Consider the following 18,693-nt stretch of genomic DNA (forward strand, 5'->3'; position numbering starts at 1 on the left):
GCGCTGATCGCCTGGCTGGCGGTGGTGTGGGTGACGTTGTGGGGCGAGCTGTCGCCCGGCAATGTGCTGGGCGGCCTCGCGGTCGCGCTGGTGGTGACGTGGCTGCTGCCGCTGCCCGTCCTCGACCCGGGCATCAGGATCCGTCCGGTGGCGCTGGTGGACTTCCTGCTCTGGTTCGGCCGGGACCTGGTGGTCTCGACCGTGCGGGTGGTGGTCTGGGTGGTGCGGCCCGGCGTGCCGCCCACCCAGATCGTCCGGGTACGGCTGCGTACGTCGTCGGAGTCCATGACCGTGATGATCATGGTCGCGCTGTCGACCGTGCCCGGCAGCCTCGTCGTGGAGGCCTACCCCGAGGAGCGCGAGCTGGTCCTGCACGTGCTGGGGCGTCCGGGAGACGTCACCGAGGCGGTGCGGGCGGACGTGGCCGCGCTGGAGTCGCGCATCGTGGCGGCGTTCGGCACCGGGCGGGACCGGGAGGAGCTGCCGTGAACGTGGTGTACCTCGTGACGCTGGGGCTGCTCGGATGCGCGGCGGCGGCCACGCTCTACCGGGTGGCGCGCGGTCCCACGATGCTGGACCGGGCCGTCGCGGTCGACGTGATGACGTCGCTGTGCATGTGCGGCGTCGGGGCGTTCGCCGTGGTCAGGGACGACTATTCGGACCTGCCGATCCTGCTGGTGCTGTCGCTGCTGGGGTTCGTCGGGTCGGTGTCGCTGGCCCGCTTCTTCTCGGGGAGGTCCCGGTGAGCTGGCTGGACATGGCGGCGGCGGCCTGCCTGCTGCTGGGCGCGGCGCTGGCGCTGTCGGCCGGGGCCGGGCTCGTCCGGTTCCGCACCACGCTGGACCGCATGCACGCGGGCACCAAACCGCAGGTGCTCGGCGTGCTGCTGGTGCTGCTGGCCATGTGGCTGCACCGGCCCACCTGGGCGAACGCCGGGCCGCTGCTGCTGGCGGGCATCTCCCAGGTGATCACCGTGTCGGTGGCGGCGTACGTGGTGGCGCGGGGCGCCTACTCGCGCGAGCGCGCGGACGACGACACCGAGCTCCCCTCCGAGGACTGATCGTCCGAGCGGTTGAGCGCCGCCTGGCCGAACCAGGTCCACAGGGCCAGCGCGGCCAGGATCCCGCCGGTGATCCAGCCCAGGGGGGAGCCGAACAGGTAGTCGATCACGAGCATGGTGGCCGCGGTCATGGACAGGGCCAGCGCGAGCGCGCCCAGGATGCCGTAGAGGTTGGAGCGCCGTACCAGGGTCTCCTTGCGCCCCTGCCGGAACAGCACGCGGTGCTGGGCGGTCGGCGCGATGTAGCAGATGGACGCGACCGCCGCGCTGACCAGCGCCACGTAGAACAGCCACCGGTCGGCCAGGTCCAGCCTGGCGAAACCGACCGAGAAAGGCACGGTGAGCAGGAACGCGAACAGCACCTGCACCCCGGTCACCGCCACGCGCGCGCCCTGTAAGAGCTCCACGAAGTTCCGGTCCGCGCGCTCCTGCTCCGACTCGTTCCGCACATCGCCTCCTGCCGCCGAAAGACTCCTCCTTCCTCGGCGGGGCGCGCTAAAACCTCGCCCGAAGGATCTTGGCCGGGGTGATGGGGAGATCGCGCACGCGGTGGCCGATGGCGTGGTGCACGGCGTTGCCGATGGCGGCGGCCGTCCCGACGATGCCGATCTCGCCGATGCCCTTGCTGCCCATGGGGTTGAGGTCGCCGTCCTCCTCATCCAGCCAGACCGCCTCGATCCGCTCCACGTCGGCGCAGGCGGGCACGTGGTACTGGGCCAGGTCACGCCGGAGGAAGCCGCCGAACTCCTCGTCGGTGTACGTCTCCTCCATCAGCGCCATCCCCATGCCCATCGTCATGCCCCCGACGAACTGCGACCTGGCCAGCTCGGCGTCCAGGATGTGGCCCGCGGCGAAGACGCCGAGCAGGCGCGACACCCGTACCTCGCCGGTCACGGAGTTGACCCGTACCTCGGCGAACTGGGCGCCGAAGGCGTGCCTGGACAGCTCCGCGTCCCGCTCGACCTCCTCGGTGGTGTCGGCGCGGCCCACCGTGCCGTTCACCTTGAGGTGCTCGCAGGCGCGCACGATCGCCGAGCCCCACGAGGCCGTGCCCATGGAGCCGCCCGCGAGCGGGGCCTCCGGCAGGTCGCTGTCGCCCAGCTCGACGTGCACCCGGTCGGGCGCGACGCCCAGCGCGCCGGCCGCGATCCCGGCCAGCGCGGTACGCGCGCCCGTGCCGATGTCGGCGGCGGCCACCTGCACGAGGAAGTCGCCCTGACGCATGGTGACGACGGCCTTCGACGGCCGGCGCCTGGCCGGGTAGGTGGAGGCGGCCACGCCGGTGCCGATCAGCCACTCGCCCTCCCGGCTGCGCCCCGGCTCGGGGTCGCGCCGGTCCCAGTCGAAGCGGCGGGCGCCCTCGCGCAGGCAGGCGACCAGGTTGCGGGAGCTGAACGGCAGGCCGCTGTCCGGCTCCGTCTCCGGCTCGTTGACGACGCGCAGCTCGATCGGGTCGATGCCGGCGGCGCAGGCCAGCTCGTCCATGGCGGACTCCAGCGCGTACATGCCGGGGCACTCGCCCGGGGCGCGCATCCACGACGGGGTGGCGACGTCCAGCCGGACGAGCCGGTGGGCCGTGCGCAGCGCGGGCGTGGCGTACATGACGCGGGCCGGGGTCGCGGTCTGCTCGGCGAACTCCACCAGCGTCGAGCTCTGCTCGTAGGCCACGTGCTCCAGCGCCGTGAGCCGGCCGTCGGCGTCCGCGCCGAGCCGCAGCCGCTGGATCGTGGGCGTGCGATAGCCGGTGACGTCGAACATCTGCTGCCTGGTCAGCGCGATCTTGACGGGCCGTCCGACGGCCTTGGCGGCCAGGGCGGCCAGCACGGCCTGCGGCCTGGAGGTGCCCTTCGCGCCGAAGCCGCCACCGACGTGCCGGGACACCACCCGCACCTGATCGCCGGCCAGGCCGAGGGTCCGGGCGATCAGGTCACGGCTCGCGGACGCGCCCTGCGTGGTGTCGTACACCAGCAGCCTGCCCTCGCCGTCCCACAGCGCCAGGGCGGCGTGCGGCTCCATCGGGTTGTTGTGCAGGACGGGGGTCGTGTAGGTCACGTCGACGACGGTCTCGGCGGCGTTGAGCCCGGCTTCGACGTCGCCCTTCACGGTGTCGGACGGGAAGCCGGGGTTGACGGTCTCCGGCTGGTACAGGTTGGGGTGGTCGGCACGCAGGGCCACGTCGTGGATGTCCTGCTCGTACTCGACGACGATCGCGTCGGCGGCGGCGCGGGCGTTCTCGTAGGTGTCGGCCACGGCGGCGGCCACGAACTGGCCGCGGTAGGCGACCTCCCGGCTCTGGAACAGCGCCAGCTCGCCCTCGGCGGCCGGGCCCAGCCGGGGCGGGTCCTGGCTGGACAGCACGGCCAGCACGCCGGGCATGGCGAGCGCGTCGCGGCCGTCGATGCGCTTGATGCGGCCCTTGGCGATCCGCGACTGCACGGGATAGGCGTAGGCGACGCCCTCGACCGGGTATTCGGCGGCGTACGTGGCCAGCCCGGCGACCTTGACGCGGCCCTCGACGCGGTTCACGGCGCCAGCTCCTCGAGTGTGCGGACGATCAGGTTGCGGGCCAGCGGCACCTTGAAGTCGTTGCGCGGGAGCGGACGGGCCCGTTCCAGCTCGGCCTCGGCGGCGGTGCGGAACGCCTCACCGGTCGCCGGGCCGCCGACGAGGACCTGCTCGGCGCGCTCGGCCCGCCAGGGCGCGTGGGCCACGCCGCCGAGCGCGATGCGGCAGCCGGCGACGGTGCCGTCGCGGATATCGAGCACGGCGGCGATGGACACGAGGGCGAAGGCGAACGACGCCCGCTCGCGTACCTTGCGGTAGAGCGAGGCGCCCGGCGGGGGCGCGGGCAACTCCACGGCGGTGATCAGGTCGCCCGGCTCCAGCACGGTGTCCCGCTCGGGCGCGTCGGCCGGCAGCCGGTGCAGCCCCGGCATCGGGATGATCTTGTCACCACCCTGGCCGGTGACGTGCACCTCGGCCTCGAGCGCGGCCAGCGCGACCGCCATGTCCGACGGATGGGTGGCCACGCAGGCGTGCGAGGTGCCGAGGATCGCCAGGTTCGTGTGGTCGCCCTCGATGGCCGGGCAGCCGGAGCCCGGCTGGCGCTTGTTGCACGGCCGGGTCACGTCCTGGAAGTACGGGCAGCGGGTGCGCTGCAGCAGGTTGCCGGCCACCGTGGCCATGTTGCGCACCTGTCCGGAGGCGCCGGACAGCACCGCCCTGGCCAGCATCGGGTAGCGGGAGCGCACCAGGGGGTGGGCCGCCAGATCGCTGTTGCGTACGGCGGCGCCGACGCGGACCCGGTCCCCGGTCTGCTCGATGGCGTCGAGCGGCAGCTTGGCGACGTCCACCAGGCGGTCCGGCTCGGCCACGCCCAGTCGCATGAGGTCCACCAGGTTGGTGCCGCCGCCCAGGTACATGGCGCCCGGCCCGAAGCTGCGCACCGCGTCCGCCGCGCTGCCCGCCCGGGCGTACTCGAAGAGTTTCACGGCGCGACCTCGGCGATCGCGCTGACGATGTTGACGTAGGCGCCGCACCGGCACAGGTTGCCGCTCATGCGCTCCCTGATCTCCTCCGGCGTCAGGCCGGGATCCTCGCGGAGATCGCCGGTGACCGCGCTCGGGCCCGGCTCGCCCAGCATCCCCACCGCCGAGCAGAGCTGCCCCGGCGTGCAGTAGCCGCACTGGAAGGCGTCGTGCTCGATGAACGCGGCCTGCAGCGGGTGCAGATCGTCACCCTCCGTCAGTCCCTCGACGGTGACGATCTCCGAGCCGTCCATCGCCACCGCCAGCGCCAGGCAGGAGTTGGCCCGCCGCCCGTCGATCAGGACCGTGCAGGCCCCGCACTGGCCGTGGTCGCAGCCCTTCTTGGCGCCGATCAGGCCCAGCCGTTCGCGGAGCAGGTCGAGCAGCGACATCCGGGGATCCACATGCACAGAGCGTGACGAGCCGTTCACCTTCAGGGTGATGTCCATGGCGCACGACTACCCGACCTCCAGACGAGCCAACCTCTGAGCGCGGTAAAGCGCGACCCTCCGGGTGGTGTCCGTTTTGTACGTGCGATGAGGGGTAGCCGAGCGGACATGGGGGTGTCGATCGACGAGCAGGTGACGGAGTCGGCGGCGATACTCACTGTCAACGCCGGGTCGTCGAGCTTCCGCCTGGACCTGGTGGAGGGCGGTTGCGTACTGGACTGCGTGCACACCGAGCGCGCCGTCGACCCCGGCTCGGCCAGGCGGGAGCTGTCGTCGTTCCTCGGCGGGCACTTCGGGCGCGACATCCGCGCCGTGGCGCACCGCCTCGTGCACGGCGGCGATCTCGTCCGCGCCCCGGCGGTGGCCGACGACGAGACGGCCGAGGGACTGCGCGGCCTGACGAGCCTGGCGCCGCTGCACCTGCCGCCCGCGCTGGCCCTGCTGGACGCGGCCCGCGCTGAGCTGCCTGCCCTGCCGCACGTGCTCTGCCCGGACACCGCCTTCCACGCCGGCCTGCCGGAGGAGGCCGCGGTCTACGCGCTGCCGCTGTCCTGGCGGGAGCGGTACGGGCTGCGCCGCTACGGCTTCCACGGCATCTCGTACGCGTGGGCGGCCGACCGGGTGGCCGAGCTGCTCGGCCGGCCGCTGGCGGAGCTGGACCTCGTGCTGACGCACCTGGGCGGCGGCTGCTCGGTGTGCGCGGTGTCGGGCGGGCGCAGCCTGGACACCTCGATGGGCTTCACCCCGCTGGAGGGGCTGCCCATGTCGAGGCGCTCGGGCAGCGTGGATCCCGGGATGCTGATGTGGCTGCTGGGGTCGGGCCGGCTCACGGTGGCGGAGCTCAGCGAGGGGCTGGAGCGCCGATCGGGCCTGCTGGGGCTGTCGGGCGGCTTCTCGGGGGACACGCGCGAGCTCGTGGCGGCCGCGCGGGAGGGCGACTCGGCCGCGGAGCTGGCGCTGGAGGTGTTCAGCCACCGAGTGGGCAGGGAGATCGCCGCCGCGGCCACCTCGCTGGGGCGGATCGACGCGCTGGTGTTCACCGGGGAGATCGGCTGGGACCAGCCCGAGGTGCGGGAGGCCGTCTGCGCCCGGCTCGGGCTGCTCGGCATCGAGCCTCCCGCGCTCGGCAACCGCCACGACGACGGGCCGGTCAGCGCGTACGACGCGGCCGTGCCCGTCATGGTGGTGCAGGTGCGCGAGGAGCTCCAGCTGGCCCGCGAATGCCTGCGCGTGCTCGCGGAGGAGGACGAATGACGGTTCTCGACGAGGTACGTCACTCGGCGCTGCCGCTGACCGGCCCGGGGGACCTCGACCCGCTGATGGAGCGCGTGGGCGAGGCGAGGTTCGTGCTGATCGGCGAGGCCAGCCACGGGACGCACGACTTCTACACCTGGCGGGCGGAGCTGACCCGCCGGCTGATCGCCGAGAAGGGATTCGGTTTCGTCGGGGTCGAGGGCGACTGGCCCGACTGCGAACGGGTGCATCGGGCCGTGACCGGCGACACCGATCCCTTCGAGGCCCTCTACACGTTCGAGCGCTGGCCGACGTTCATGTGGGCCAACGAGGAGGTCGTGCAGTTCTGCCGGTGGCTGCGGCGCTACAACGCCGCGCTGCCGCGGGAGGAGCGCTGCGGCTTCCACGGCCTGGACGTCTACAGCCTGTGGGACTCGCTGCGCGCCGTGCGCCGCTACGCCGCCGCCCGGCTGCCGCACGAGATGGAGCCGATCGTCGACGCGCTGTACTGCTTCGAGTCCTACGGCCACGACCCGCAGCAGTACGGCCTGGCCACCCGGCTGGTCCCGGAGGGCTGCGAGGACGAGGTCGTGCAGCTGCTCCAGGCCATGGTCCGCGCGGTGCCCGAGGACGAGCAGGGCTTCAGCGCGCGCCAGAACGCCGAGGTCGTGGCCGGGGCCGAGCGCTACTACCGCTCCATGATGCGCGGCGGCCCCGAGTCCTGGAACGTCAGGGACGTCCACATGGCCGACACCATGGCCCGGCTCGCGGACTTCTCCAACGCCAAGGGCGTGGTGTGGGCGCACAACACCCACGTGGGCGACGCCCGCGCCACGGACATGGCCGCCGCGGGCATGACCAGCCTCGGGCAGCTGGCCCGGGAGCGGTACGGTGACGACGCGGTGCTGGTGGGGTTCGGCACCCATCACGGGTCCGTGGTGGCCGCGACCGCCTGGGGCTCGCAGCACCACGTCATGCGGGTGCCGCCGGCACGGCCCGCGTCGCTGGAGGCGCTGCTGCACGAGGCCGTCGTCGAGCCCGAGGTCCTGTTCGTGGTCCCGCCCAAGTGGTCGAGGCCCTCCTGGTACGACGAGCCGATGGGCCAGCGCGCGGTCGGCGTCGTGTACCACCCCGAGCGGGAGCTCAGGGGCAACTACGTGCCCACGGTGGTGGGCGGCCGCTACGACGCGTTCATCTGGCTGGACGAGACCAGGGCGCTGCACCCGCTGCACGGCGAGCCGTGGGGCGACACCGAGCCGGAGACATACCCGACCGCCATGTGACCTTTGTCGGTGCCAGGTGGTTGGATCTGCGGTGTGGAGGCGTCGGTCGAGCAGCTCGTCTACGTCCGGGAGGACGAATACACCGTCGCGCGCATGAGCGCCGACGGCGAGCCCGACTTCGTGGCCACCGGGCGGGCGCTGGCGGGCGTGCAGCCGGGCGAGACGCTGCGGCTCTTCGGCGAGTGGGGCCGCCATGCCCGTTACGGGCGGCGCTTCGCGGTCAGCGGGTGCGAGCGGATCGTGCCCTCCTCGGTCCGGGCCATCCGGATCTACCTGGGGTCGGGGCTGATCAGGGGCATCGGGCCGCGCCTGGCGTACGCGATCGTCGACCACTTCGGCGAGGCCACGCTCAAAGTGATCGACAGCGAGCCCGAGCGGCTCACCGAGGTCGTCAACATCGGGCCGCTGCGGCAGGGGCAGATCGTCCAGGCGTGGCAGGAGCAGAAGGCGATCGCCGCGCTGATGGTGACGCTGCAGGGGCTCGGGGTCAGCCCGCTGCTGGCGGCCAAGATCTACCAGGTGTTCGGGCAGGACGCCGACGAGGTGCTGGCCACGGACCCCTACCGGCTGATCGGGCGGGTGCGGGGGATCGCGTTCCGCATCGCCGACAAGATCGCGCTGCAGTCGGGGGTGCCCGAGCGCAGCCCGCAGCGGGTCAAGGCGGCGCTGCTCGACCGGCTGGAGGCGGCGGGCAGCCGCGACGGCCACTGCTTCGTGCCGGTGCCCGCGCTGGTGCGGGAGACGGCGGAGCTGATCGAGCAGGACCAGGAGCTGGTGCGCCCGATGATCGACGCGCTCGTGGCCGACCGCCGGGTGGTCGTGGAGGTCGCGCCCGACCAGCCGGGCCTGGCGGTGGCGTACGCCAAGCACGTGCACGGCAGGGAGGCGGCGCTGACCGAGCAGATCACCCGGCTCATGCGGGCCCGCTCGACGCTCCCCCTGCGCTCCTTCCCCGACGACCCCGGGCTCCACGAGGACCAGCAGGCCGCCGTCAACATGGCCCTGACCAGCACCGTCTCCATCATCACGGGCGGTCCCGGGTGCGGCAAGAGCCACACGGTGAAGGCCATCGCGACCACGGTCAGGGCGGCGGGCGGCACGGTCACGCTCACCGCGCCCACGGGCAAGGCGGCCAAGCGCCTTTCGGAGCTGACCGGGCTGCCGGCGATGACCATCCACCGGATGCTCGCCCGCCAGCCCGATCCCGACCCGGAGACGCTGTTCGACGAGACGCCGTCGCAGGCCGACCTGATCGTGGTGGACGAGGCGTCCATGCTCGACCTCCACCTGGCCACCCGGCTGACCGCCGCCGTGCCGTCCGGGAGCCATCTGCTGCTCATCGGCGACGGCGACCAGCTGCCCAGCATCGGGCCCGGCGACGTGCTCGCCGACCTGCTGCGCGTGGAGGCGGTCCCGCGGGTGCAGCTCACCCACGTCTTCCGGCAGGCGGGCGGCAGCGGCATCATCGACGCCGCCCACCGCATCCGCGCCGGCCGGCTCCCGATCAGGACGGCCGGCGGCGGGTTCTGGTTCGAGGAGCTCGACGACCCCGCCCAGGTCGCGCGGCGGGTGGCCCACCTGGCGATGGTGGCGATCCCGCGCAAGCAGAACGTCGAGCCCGACCAGGTGCAGGTGCTGTGCCCGATGCGCAAGGGCGAGACGGGCGCCACGGCGCTCGGCCGCCTGATCCAGGACCAGCTCAACCCGGCGGCCGACGACAAGCCGGAGCACTGGTCGGGCGCGTCGGTGTTCCGGGTGGGCGACCGGGTGATGCCGATCCGCAACAACTACGACAAGGGCGTCTTCAACGGCGAGACCGCCACGGTGACGGCGGTCGTGCAGGAGGAGCGCACGATCGAGATCCTGACCGACGACGGTGAGCGGGTGCGCTACGGCTTCGACGAGCTCGACGACCTGACCCACGCCTACGCGATCAGCGTGCACCGGTCGCAGGGCAGCGAATACCCGTTCGTGGTGGCGCCCATCGTGGCCGAGTCGGGCGGAATCATGCTGCGCCGCAAGCTCCTCTACACGCTGGTGACCAGGGCGAAGGCGTGGGTGGTGCTGGTGGGCCAGCGGGAGGCGCTGGAGCTGGCCGTCCACCGGATCGGCCACCGGCGCAACACCGGCCTGGCCCGCCGCCTGGCCCTCGCCCTGGAAAGCTAGCCCGGCGGCGGTCCCCCGGAGCTCGGGCGGGACAGCGACGTGGCGAGGAGCTCGGCCAGGTGGCGGGCCTGGCGGCCGGTGCGGGAGGCGGCGATCTGGGTGCGGCAGGAGAAGCCGTCGGCGAGGATCGCCTGGTTCGGGCCCGCCGCCCGCACGGCGGGCCAGACCGACTCCTCCGCGCAGGCCACCGAGACGTCGTAGTGCGAGCGTTCGAACCCGAAGTTCCCGGCCAGGCCGCAGCAGCCGGCGTCCAGGACCTCCGTGCGGATCCCGAAGCGGTCGAGAACGGCGCGGTCGGCGTCGTAGCCCATGATGGCGCTCTGGTGGCAGTGCACCTGCGCCACGGCCTCCCCGCCCGAGGAGGCCGGGCGCCAGTCGGGTGCCCGCGACTCCAGCAGCTCCGCGAGCGTCAGCGTGCGCTCCGACAGCAGCCGCGTGTCCGGCGTGTTCAGCAGCTCCGGCCCGTCGGCGCGGAACACGGCGGTGCAGCTCGGCTCCAGCCCCACCACCGGCACCCCGGACTCCGCCCACGGCCGCAGCGCGCGCACGCTGCGGGCCAGCACCCGCCGCGCGACCCCGAGCTGTCCGGTGGAGATCCAGGTCAGCCCGCAGCACAGCGCCACCGGCGGCACGTGCACCTCGAACCCGGCCGCCTCCAGCACGCCCACCGCCGCCTGCCCGATGTGCGGGTCGAAGTTGTTCGTGAACGTGTCCGCCCACAACACGACCTTGCCCCGCGTGCCCGGCCGCGCCGGGCCCCGCCGCTTGAACCAGTCGGTGAAGCGCTCCTTCGCGAAACGGGGAAGCTCCCGCTCGGCCGCGACCCCCGCGACGGCCTTGACCAGCCGCGACAGGCCCGGCGTGTGCGCGAGCGCGTTGAGCGGGCCGGGCATCGTGGAGGCGAGCGCCGCCCACAGCGGCAGCCAGCCCATGGAGTAGTGCTCGCGGGGCCGGATCCGGCGCCGGTAGTGGTGGGACAGGAACTCGGCCTTGTACGTGGCCATGTCGACGTTCACCGGACACTCCGACCTGCAGCCCTTGCAGGCCAGGCACAGGTCGAGCGCGTCGCGCACGGCGGCCGAGCGCCAGCCGTCCGCGATCAGCTCGCCGCGTACCATCTCCCCCAGCAGCCGGGCCCGTCCCCGCGTGGAGTGCTCCTCCTCGCGGGTCACCCGGTAGCTGGGGCACATCACCCCGCCCTCGAAGGTGTGCTGGCGGCACTTGCCGATCCCGACGCACCGGGTGGCCGCGGGCCCGAACCGGCCGTGATCGCGCGGGTAGTCGAAGGACTTCTGCCGGGGCTCCAGCGGGTAGAAGTGCCGCTGGCCGAGGTCCTGGTCGAGGCGGTTGGGGTGGACGACTTTGCCGGGGTTCATCCGGTTGCGCGGGTCGAAGACGGCCTTGAACCGGCCGAACGCCTCCACCACCCCGTCGCCGAACATGCGCGGCAGCAGCTCGGCCAGCGCCTGCCCGTCGCCGTGCTCCCCCGACAGCGAGCCGCCGTAGGCGGCCACCAGGTCGGCCGCCTCCTCCGCGAACGCCCGGTATCGGGCGATCCCGTCGTCGGTGTGCAGGTCGAGCGGGAGCCTCCCGTGCACGCACCCCTGTCCGAAGTGCCCGTACAGCGCCGATTCGGCGTAGCCGTGGCGCCGCAGCAACTGCTCGTAGTCGCGCAGGTACGCGCCCAGCCGCTCGGGCGGCACGGCCGCGTCCGACCAGCCCTCGTACGTCTCCCGCCCTCCCGGCGGGTACGCCTCCACGCCCAGGCTGGCCTCGCGCCAGCGCCACAGCTCGTCCTCCTTGGCCGGGTCGCCGAGGAAGGTGTGGGTCGCGTGCTGCCCCACGTCGCGCATCAGCCCGTGCGCCCGTTCGAGCGCCTCCTCGGCGGTGTCGCCGCCGAACTGCACGAGCAGCCACCCCCGCCCCTCCGGCAGGTCGCGGAGCGCGGGATCGTCGGGGCGCTCCTGGCGGGCGAGCCGGCACATCCGGTCGTCCATGGCCTCCAGCGCGAGCGGCCGGTGCCCGGCCACGGCGGGGACGGCGTCGGCCGCCTCGAAGATGTCCTCGAAGCCGAGCACCGCCAGCGACCGCGCGGCAGGTCTCGGCACGACGGCCAGCTCGGCGCGCAGCACGGTCACCAGCGTGCCCTCGCTCCCGACGAGGGCGCGGGCCAGGTTGAAACCGTTCTCCGGCAGGAGCTGGTCGAGGTTGTAGCCGGAGATGCGCCGCTCCAGCTTGGGGAAGCGGGTGCGCACCAGTTCCATGGTGTCGTCGCGCAGCTCGCGCAGCTGCCGGTAGATCTGGGCCAGTCGCCCGCCCTTGGCCTGGATCCTGGCGTACTCGGCGTCGTCGGTCGGCCCGACCCACGCGCGCACGCCGTCGTAGGTGAGAATCTCCAGCCGCAGCACCGACTCCGACATCTTCCCGTACGCCTGCGCGGACGCCCCGCACGAGTTGTTGCCGATCATGCCGCCGATGGTGCAGGTCGGATGGCTGGACGGCCGGGGCCCGACCATCAGGCCCTCCGGCTCCAGCACGTGGTCGACCGCGTCCAGCACCGCGCCGGCCTGCACCGTGATCCGCCTGCCCGCGACGTCCACGGACTCGACCGCGCCGCAGTGCTTGGACCAGTCGATCACCACGGCCGCGTTGCAGCACTGCCCGGCCAGGCTGGTGCCGCCGCCCCGCGACAGGACCGGCACGTCGCGGGCCCGGCACGCGGCCACCGCCGCCACCCCGGCGTCGAGCGTGTAGGGCACCACGACGCCGATGGGCACCTGCCGGTAGTTGGAGGCGTCCCGCGCGTAGGCGGCGCGGCTGCCGGTGTCGAACCGGATCTCGCCGTCGACCGTCTCCTCCAGCCGCCGCCGCAGCGGCTCCACGTCGATCTCGCGCGCTCGGCGCGGGCGCGCGGCCGGGGTGCTGACCAGGCTGTCCATGGCTCCGCCCGCCATCGTCCGCCCCTCGCCCTAGACGCCGAGCAGATCGGTCAGGTCGTCGGCGTGTTCCTCTTCCTCTTCGAGGATCGCCTCCATGAGCCGCCGCGTCGTCGGATCGCCCTCACCCAGCCAGCGGATGATCTCCTGGTAGGTGGAGATGACGATGCGCTCGGCCCAGAGGTTCGCCTCCAGCAGGCCGCGCAGGTCGGTGTCGTCGGGGACCTGGTAGTCGGTGTGGGAGCGCCGCACGAGGCTGGCGGGGTCGAAGTCGGGCTCCCCGCCGAGCTGGCTCACGCGTTCGGCGGCGCGCAGCGCGTGCTGCAGCTCCTCCTGGGCGTGCTCGGTGAACTCCGCCGACACCTGCGCCCGGTCGATCCCCTTGGCGGAGATGGCGTGCCTGGTGTACCTGAGCCAGCACACCACCTCGGTCGCGATGACGTCGTTGAGGATGTTGATGACCTTCTGCGGGTCGTGCCCGAAGGTGCCGGTGATCGGACCTTCGTCCATCTTCTGCCGCACCTGGTCACGGATCCTGGTGACGTCCAGCACGAAGTCGTCGGTGTGGCTCATGTCTGTCCTGTCCTTCCCCCGGCGAGGAGTTCCCCCTGGTCAAAGGTAACTTTGCGGGACGTCGCAGGCGGGCTGCGACACCCGGGGACGGCCACGCCGAAACCCGGTTGACGGGCGCGGGATCATGGCGGTGATGGACGAGCGGCGTTTGATACGCGTTTCCAAATACCTGGCCAGGCACCTGCGGCACGACCCGGGGCGCATCGGCCTCACGCTGGACCCCAACGGGTGGGTGCCGGTGGACACGCTGCTGCGGGCGGCGGCCGAGCACGGGTTCCCGATCACGGCGGCGGAGCTGTGGAAGGTCGTCGAGGCCAACGACAAGCGGCGCTACGCGATCGAGGACGGCCGGATCCGGGCGAGCCAGGGGCACTCGGTGCCGGTGGATCTCGACCTGCCCGCCGTGCAACCGCCCGAGGTGCTCTATCACGGCACCGTGGGCCGGTTCCTGGCGGCGATCAAGGAGGAGGGGCTGCGGCCCATGAACCGGCACCACGTGCACCTGTCGCCCGACCGGGAGACGGCGACGCGGGTCGGCGCGCGGCGGGGCGTGCCCGTGGTGCTGGTGGTCGCGGCCGGGGCGATGCACGCCGACGGGCACGAGTTCCGGGTCAGCGCCAACGGGGTGTGGCTGGCCGACCACGTGCCGCCCGGTTACCTGCGGTTTCCCTCCTGACGCCGGGCGCGCAGGGTGTCGCGGGCGGCCATCAGCGCGAAGCCGAGCAGGTTGGCGCCCTGCCACGCGGCCGGTGACGCGGCCCGCTCGTCCGAGGCCGCCAGCCCGATGCCCCACACCCGGTCCAGCGGGCTCGCCTCCACCAGGACCCGGCCCGACGTGCCGAGCAGGAACTCCGCCAGGTCGTCGTGCGCCCCGAACTTGGCGACGTTGCCGCGCACCACGATGCCGAAGCGGTGGGCGTCCCACGTGGGCTCGTCGAAGCCCCGTACGGTCCGGCCCAGCTTCTTGGCCTCGCCCGGGTGACCGGCCGCGAGGATCTGATCCGCGCTCTCCCCGTCGCCGAACAGCCACGCCTTGTGCGCCATCATGTAGTGCTCGGCCGAGGCGTAGGTGTGGCCGTCCTCCATGAAGGTGACCGGCCACCACTGGCTGAGGCAGCCCGGTCCGGCACCGCCGTCGCGGGCGGGCTGGTGGCCCCAGAAGTAGAGGTACTTGACGTGCCGGCCGGACTGCTCGGCGGCGACGGCCTCGTCCACGGTCATGGGAAGTTCGTCGGACATGACCCCATACCTTACGCTCGCGAGCCCGCTCTCATGAGGCGGTCGGCGACCTCGCGCAGCACCGGCACCAGCTCCGGCGGGTCGAGCACCTCGAAGTCGAAGCCCTTGGCCGCGACGTGGATCGCCAGCTCGTCCAGCGAATTGGAGCCGGCCTGGAACAGGCACGTGCGCGCGTCCACCGCCTCCAGCCGCCCGGCCCCGGGCGAGGTGCGCGGCGCGACCGCCTCCATGGGCGCGTGGAAGAGGATGCGCGCCTGGTAGCGGTAGGGCGCGGAGGTGATGGCGCGCGAGACGTACGCGGCCGCGTCCTCCTGGGGCACCGCCCGCGGCGCGAACCGGGCCCCGGGCTCCCCCAACGGGCCCTCGATCCGGTCCACCCGGAACGTCCGCCAGTCCTCCTTGGCCACGTCCCACGCCAGCAGGTACCAGCGGCGCGGCGTGTGCACGAGCCGGTGCGGCTCCACCTCGCGCGCCGTGACGCCGTCCCGTCCCCAGTAGCGCAGCCGCAGGCGCCGGTGGTCGCGGCAGGCGGCGGCGAGCCCGGCCAGCACGTCGGCGTTCACCTCCGGGGCCGCCGCGCCCGCCAGCGGCACCGTCGCCGCCTGGAACGCGCTCACCCGGTGCCGCAGCCGCGACGGCAGCACCTGGTGCAGCTTGGCCAGCGCCCGCAGCGCGACCTCCTCCAGCCCGGCGACGCTGCCGGTCGCGGCCGTGCGCAGGCTGATCGCCACGGCCACCGCCTCCTCGTCGTCCAGCAGCAGCGGCGGCAGCGCGGCGCCCACGCCGAGCCGGTAGCCGCCGGCCACGCCGGGGGTGGCGTCCACGGGATAGCCGAGCTCGCGCAGCCGCTCGATGTCGCGCCGAACGGTGCGCAGGCCGACCTCCAGGCGTTCGGCCAGCTCGGCGCCGCTCCAATCCATGCGCGACTGGAGCAGGGACAGCAGGCGGAGCAGCCGAGCCGAGGTCTCCAACATGGATGCGATTCTGCCCGACATCGGTGCCAGAACCTGTCACCAATTCCTTCTACTGTCGGAGACATGACGAACACCTCCCAGGTCACGCCCTTCCACATCGACATCCCGCAGGCCGACCTCGACGACCTGCGCGACCGCCTCCGGCGTACGCGCTGGGCCCCTCAGCTGCCCGGCACCGACTGGGAGCGCGGCGTGCCCACCGGCTACCTGCGCGCCCTGGCCGAGCACTGGGCCGACGGCTTCGACTGGCGCGCCCAGGAGGCGGCGCTGAACGCGTACCCGCAGTTCACGACCACGATCGACGGCGCGAACGTGCACTTCCTGCACATCCGCTCCGCCGCGCCGGAGGCCACCCCGCTGCTGCTCCTGCACGGCTGGCCGGGCTCGGTCGTCGAGTTCCTCGACGTCATCGGCCCGCTCACCGACCCGGTCGCGCACGGCGGCGCCGCCGAGGACGCCTTCCACCTGGTCATCCCGTCGCTGCCCGGCTACGGCTTCTCGGGCCCGCTGCCCGGCACCGGCTGGACGGACGGCCGCACGGCGGCCGCGCTCGTGGAGCTGATGTCCCGGATCGGGTACGAGCGGTACGGCGTCCAGGGCGGCGACGTGAGCGCCTTCATCGCTCCCCTGATGGGCCGGGCCGCGCCGGACCACGTCATCGGCGTGCACGTCAACGGCCTGCTCACCTTCCCCGACCCGGCCGTGATGGGCTCGCTGAACGAGGCCGAGCAGGCGCGGATGGCCGGGATGCGCGAGTGGCAGGACAAGCTCGGGGCGTACATGCAGCTGCACGGCACCCGGCCGCAGACCATCGCCGCCGCGCTGCACGACTCGCCGGCCGGGCAGCTCGCCTGGATCGTGGAGAAGTTCAAGGACTGGACGGATCCCGCGGCCAAGCTGCCCGAGGACGCCGTCGACCGGGACCGGATCCTCACCGACGTCAGCATCTACTGGTTCACGCAGACGGCGGGGTCGACGGCGCACACGTACTACGAGCGGTTCAACGACTTCAGCGCGTGGGCGCCCAAGGAGCGGGGGACGGTGCCCACCGCGGCGGCCGTCCTCCCGACGGACTTCTCGGTGCGGCCGCTGGCCGATCGGGTGCACAACGTGGTGCGCTGGACGGAGTTCGACCGCGGGGGCCACTTCGCGGCGCTGGAGACCCCGGACCTGCTGGCGACGGACCTGCGCGAGTTTTTCCGCGGGCTCCGCTAGGGCAGCTCGGCGAAGCGCTCGACCTGCTCGGTCCGGCCGGAGACGAGGACGACGTCGCCGTAGGACAGCTCGGTCTCGGCGGTGGCGTAGGTGAACTCCTCGCCCGGCGCCTTGACCGCCACGATGGTGACGCCGTACTTGCGGCGCAGGTTGGAGCGGCCGAGGGGGACGCCGACGTATTCCTTGGGCGGGGTGGTCTTGGCCAGCGCGAAGTCCTCGTCCACCTGCATGTAGTCGAGCATGCGCCCGCTCACCAGGTGGGCCACCCGCTCGCCCATGTCGTGCTCGGGGAAGACGACGTGATGGGCGCCGATGCGGCTCAGGATCCGGCCGTGCTGGGTGCTGATCGCCTTGGCCCAGATGTCGTTGATCTCCAGCTCGACCAGCAGCGACGTGGTGAGGATGCTGGCCTCGATGTCGCCGCCCACGGCCACCACCGCCTGGTAGAAGTCGGGCACGCCGAGCTGGCGCAGCGCCTCCATGTCGGTGGCGTCCGCGGTCGCGATCTGCGTGATCCGCCCGGCCAGGCTCTGCGTGACCTTGGGCCGGCTGTCGATGGCCAGGACCTCGGTGCCGCGCCGGGTCAGCTCCAGCGCCAGCGACGTGCCGAACCTGCCGAGGCCGATGACCACGACGGGGTTGTTGTCAGCCAACGATGACTCGCTCCTCGGGTAGCTCGTAATGTCGGGTGCGCCGGTTGAGCGCCAGCGCGGAGCCCATGGTGAGCGGGCCGATCCTGCCGATGAACATCAGCACCGTCAGCAGCAGGTGACCGGCCGTGCCCAGGCTCGGGGTGATGCCGGTGGTCAGCCCCGCCGTGCCGAACGCCGCGACCACCTCGAACAGCACCTGGTCCAGGCCGTGCGGGGTGAGGGCGAGCAGCACGTACGTGGACACGGCGACCAGCGTGACGCCCAGCACCGTGATCGTGACGGCCTGGCGCTGCGTGGCCTCGGGGAGCCTGCGATGGCCGATGTTGACCCGGCTCTCACCGCGCACCTCGGCCCAGACGACGAACGCCAGCAGCCCGAACGTGGTCACCTTGAGCCCGCCCGCCGTGCCCGCGCTGCCGCCGCCGATGAACATCAGCACGTCGGTGGCCAGCCAGCTCGACGGGTACATCTGGGAGACGTCGAGGGTGTTGAACCCGGCCGAGCGCGGCATGACCGCGGTGAAGAACGCGGCCAGCAGCTTGCCGGGGTCGTCGAGCGCGCCCAGCGTGCGGGGGTTGCGCCACTCGGTCATGAGGAAGACCAGGGTGCCCAGCACCAGCAGGGTGACGCTCACGCCCACGGTGACCCTGGTCAGCACGCTCCACCTGCGCGGGTGCCGCCAGGAGCGGGCAAGCTCGAACACCACGGGGAAGCCGAGACCGCCGACGATGACCGCGAGCGCGATGGTCAGGCAGATCCACGGGTCGCCGACGAACCGCACGAGGTTGTCGGGCCAGAGCGCGAACCCGGCGTTGTTGAAGGCCGTGACCGAGTGGAAGGCGCCCAGGTAGGCGGCCCGGCCGAACGGCTCGCCGTAGCCGAGGGCGAACCGGGCGGTGAGCACGACGGCGGCGACGGCCTCGCACACGAGGCTGAACAGGACCACCTTGCGCACGACGCGGCGCACGTCGCTCATGCTCATCGTCTTGGTCTCCGCCTGCGCCGCGATCCTGGCCCGCAGCCCGAGCCGGCCGGAGACGAGCAGGGTGAACAGGGTGGCCATCGTCATGATCCCCAGCCCGCCCACCTGCACGAGCCCCGCGATCACCACCTCCCCGAACACCGACCAGTGCGACTCGGTGTCCACGATCACCAGCCCGGTGACGCATACGGCCGAGGTGGCGGTGAACAGGGCGACGACCCAGTCGGCGGGCGCGCGCTCGGTGGTGGCGATGGGGAGGGACAGCAGCACGGTGCCGATCGTGATGGCCAGCCCGAACCCGGCGGCCACGACCTGGGCGGGGTGGCGGAAACGGGTCAGGAACGACGGCATCATGCTCATCACCTGGCCCCGCCACACAGGTCACGCATCGATGGCGCCTCCC

18 protein-coding genes are annotated in these 18,693 nt (G+C 72.8%); 8 read left to right on the top strand and 10 right to left on the bottom strand.

Annotated elements, in window-relative coordinates:
- Positions 1 to 21 precede the first annotated feature (21 nt).
- Genes ACIBI9_RS36300 through ACIBI9_RS36310 form a run of 3 tightly spaced genes read left to right on the top strand, consistent with a single transcriptional unit; the run spans position 22 to position 1,060 of the window.
- A complete protein-coding gene (locus tag ACIBI9_RS36300; RefSeq protein ID WP_397229015.1) occupies positions 22 to 489 on the top strand; it encodes a Na+/H+ antiporter subunit E in 468 nt (155 codons plus the stop codon).
- Complete coding sequence (locus ACIBI9_RS36305; protein ID WP_397228907.1) at positions 486 to 746, top strand: monovalent cation/H+ antiporter complex subunit F; 261 nt, start codon at positions 486 to 488, stop codon at positions 744 to 746. The genes ACIBI9_RS36300 and ACIBI9_RS36305 overlap by 4 nt, the downstream gene beginning before the upstream one ends.
- Positions 743 to 1,060 carry a cation:proton antiporter gene (locus tag ACIBI9_RS36310; RefSeq protein ID WP_397228909.1) on the top strand — a complete coding sequence of 106 codons (318 nt, stop codon included), beginning with the start codon at positions 743 to 745 and terminating at the stop codon, positions 1,058 to 1,060. The genes ACIBI9_RS36305 and ACIBI9_RS36310 overlap by 4 nt, the downstream gene beginning before the upstream one ends.
- On the opposite strand, the gene ACIBI9_RS36315 is transcribed toward ACIBI9_RS36310, so the two are convergent.
- From ACIBI9_RS36315 to ACIBI9_RS36330, 4 genes are read right to left on the bottom strand one after another with little or no spacing between them, the layout of a single operon-like run.
- On the bottom strand, positions 1,009 to 1,509 hold the full coding sequence (locus tag ACIBI9_RS36315; RefSeq protein WP_397228911.1) for a DUF6328 family protein: 501 nt from the start codon (positions 1,507 to 1,509) through the stop codon (positions 1,009 to 1,011). The genes ACIBI9_RS36310 and ACIBI9_RS36315 overlap by 52 nt on opposite strands.
- A 46-nt stretch (positions 1,510 to 1,555) precedes the next feature.
- On the bottom strand, positions 1,556 to 3,586 hold the full coding sequence (locus ACIBI9_RS36320; RefSeq protein WP_397228913.1) for a xanthine dehydrogenase family protein molybdopterin-binding subunit: 2,031 nt from the start codon (positions 3,584 to 3,586) through the stop codon (positions 1,556 to 1,558).
- The gene (locus tag ACIBI9_RS36325) at positions 3,583 to 4,551 is read right to left on the bottom strand and encodes an FAD binding domain-containing protein (RefSeq protein WP_397228915.1); all 969 of its coding nucleotides are present in this window, start codon (positions 4,549 to 4,551) and stop codon (positions 3,583 to 3,585) included. Before ACIBI9_RS36325 ends, ACIBI9_RS36320 begins: the two co-directional genes overlap by 4 nt.
- Entirely contained in the window at positions 4,548 to 5,036 is a 489-nt protein-coding gene (locus tag ACIBI9_RS36330) for a (2Fe-2S)-binding protein (protein WP_397228917.1), read from the bottom strand. The genes ACIBI9_RS36325 and ACIBI9_RS36330 overlap by 4 nt, the downstream gene beginning before the upstream one ends.
- An 87-nt stretch (positions 5,037 to 5,123) precedes the next feature.
- On the opposite strand from ACIBI9_RS36330, the gene ACIBI9_RS36335 reads away from it, so the two are divergent.
- The 3 genes from ACIBI9_RS36335 to ACIBI9_RS36345 are packed head-to-tail and all read left to right on the top strand — an operon-like array spanning position 5,124 to position 9,718.
- A complete protein-coding gene (locus ACIBI9_RS36335; RefSeq protein WP_397228919.1) occupies positions 5,124 to 6,290 on the top strand; it encodes an acetate/propionate family kinase in 1,167 nt (388 codons plus the stop codon).
- Entirely contained in the window at positions 6,287 to 7,552 is a 1,266-nt protein-coding gene (locus ACIBI9_RS36340; protein ID WP_397228921.1) for an erythromycin esterase family protein, read from the top strand. The genes ACIBI9_RS36335 and ACIBI9_RS36340 overlap by 4 nt, the downstream gene beginning before the upstream one ends.
- Before the next feature lie 33 nt (positions 7,553 to 7,585).
- Positions 7,586 to 9,718, top strand: a complete 2,133-nt coding sequence (locus ACIBI9_RS36345) for an ATP-dependent RecD-like DNA helicase (RefSeq protein ID WP_397228923.1) — start codon at positions 7,586 to 7,588, stop codon at positions 9,716 to 9,718.
- Here the strand turns inward: ACIBI9_RS36345 and ACIBI9_RS36350 are convergent.
- Positions 9,715 to 12,672 carry an FAD-binding and (Fe-S)-binding domain-containing protein gene (locus ACIBI9_RS36350; protein ID WP_397228925.1) on the bottom strand — a complete coding sequence of 986 codons (2,958 nt, stop codon included), beginning with the start codon at positions 12,670 to 12,672 and terminating at the stop codon, positions 9,715 to 9,717. The two genes, ACIBI9_RS36345 and ACIBI9_RS36350, sit on opposite strands and share 4 nt — an antisense overlap.
- 15 nt (positions 12,673 to 12,687) lie before the next feature.
- Complete coding sequence (locus tag ACIBI9_RS36355) at positions 12,688 to 13,227, bottom strand: DUF892 family protein (protein WP_394491675.1); 540 nt, start codon at positions 13,225 to 13,227, stop codon at positions 12,688 to 12,690.
- Positions 13,228 to 13,360: 133 nt separating this feature from the next.
- Here ACIBI9_RS36355 and ACIBI9_RS36360 point away from each other — a divergent pair, with 133 nt between their 5' ends.
- Positions 13,361 to 13,903 (top strand): RNA 2'-phosphotransferase, encoded by a 543-nt coding sequence (locus ACIBI9_RS36360; RefSeq protein WP_397228927.1) that lies wholly within the window; start codon positions 13,361 to 13,363, stop codon positions 13,901 to 13,903.
- On the opposite strand, the gene ACIBI9_RS36365 is transcribed toward ACIBI9_RS36360, so the two are convergent.
- Both ACIBI9_RS36365 and ACIBI9_RS36370 read right to left on the bottom strand, forming a co-directional pair.
- Positions 13,882 to 14,466, bottom strand: a complete 585-nt coding sequence (locus ACIBI9_RS36365) for an NADAR family protein (RefSeq protein WP_397228929.1) — start codon at positions 14,464 to 14,466, stop codon at positions 13,882 to 13,884. The genes ACIBI9_RS36360 and ACIBI9_RS36365 overlap by 22 nt on opposite strands.
- An 11-nt stretch (positions 14,467 to 14,477) precedes the next feature.
- Entirely contained in the window at positions 14,478 to 15,440 is a 963-nt protein-coding gene (locus ACIBI9_RS36370; RefSeq protein WP_397228931.1) for a helix-turn-helix transcriptional regulator, read from the bottom strand.
- Between the two features lie 63 nt (positions 15,441 to 15,503).
- Here ACIBI9_RS36370 and ACIBI9_RS36375 point away from each other — a divergent pair, with 63 nt between their 5' ends.
- Positions 15,504 to 16,655 (top strand): epoxide hydrolase family protein, encoded by a 1,152-nt coding sequence (locus tag ACIBI9_RS36375; protein WP_397228933.1) that lies wholly within the window; start codon positions 15,504 to 15,506, stop codon positions 16,653 to 16,655.
- On the opposite strand, the gene ACIBI9_RS36380 is transcribed toward ACIBI9_RS36375, so the two are convergent.
- A complete protein-coding gene (locus tag ACIBI9_RS36380) occupies positions 16,652 to 17,308 on the bottom strand; it encodes a potassium channel family protein (RefSeq protein WP_397228935.1) in 657 nt (218 codons plus the stop codon). The two genes, ACIBI9_RS36375 and ACIBI9_RS36380, sit on opposite strands and share 4 nt — an antisense overlap.
- Entirely contained in the window at positions 17,301 to 18,641 is a 1,341-nt protein-coding gene (locus ACIBI9_RS36385; protein WP_397229017.1) for a TrkH family potassium uptake protein, read from the bottom strand. The genes ACIBI9_RS36380 and ACIBI9_RS36385 overlap by 8 nt, the downstream gene beginning before the upstream one ends.
- Between the last annotated feature and the right edge of the window lie 52 nt (positions 18,642 to 18,693).

This window comes from Nonomuraea sp. NPDC050451 (assembly GCF_044458585.1).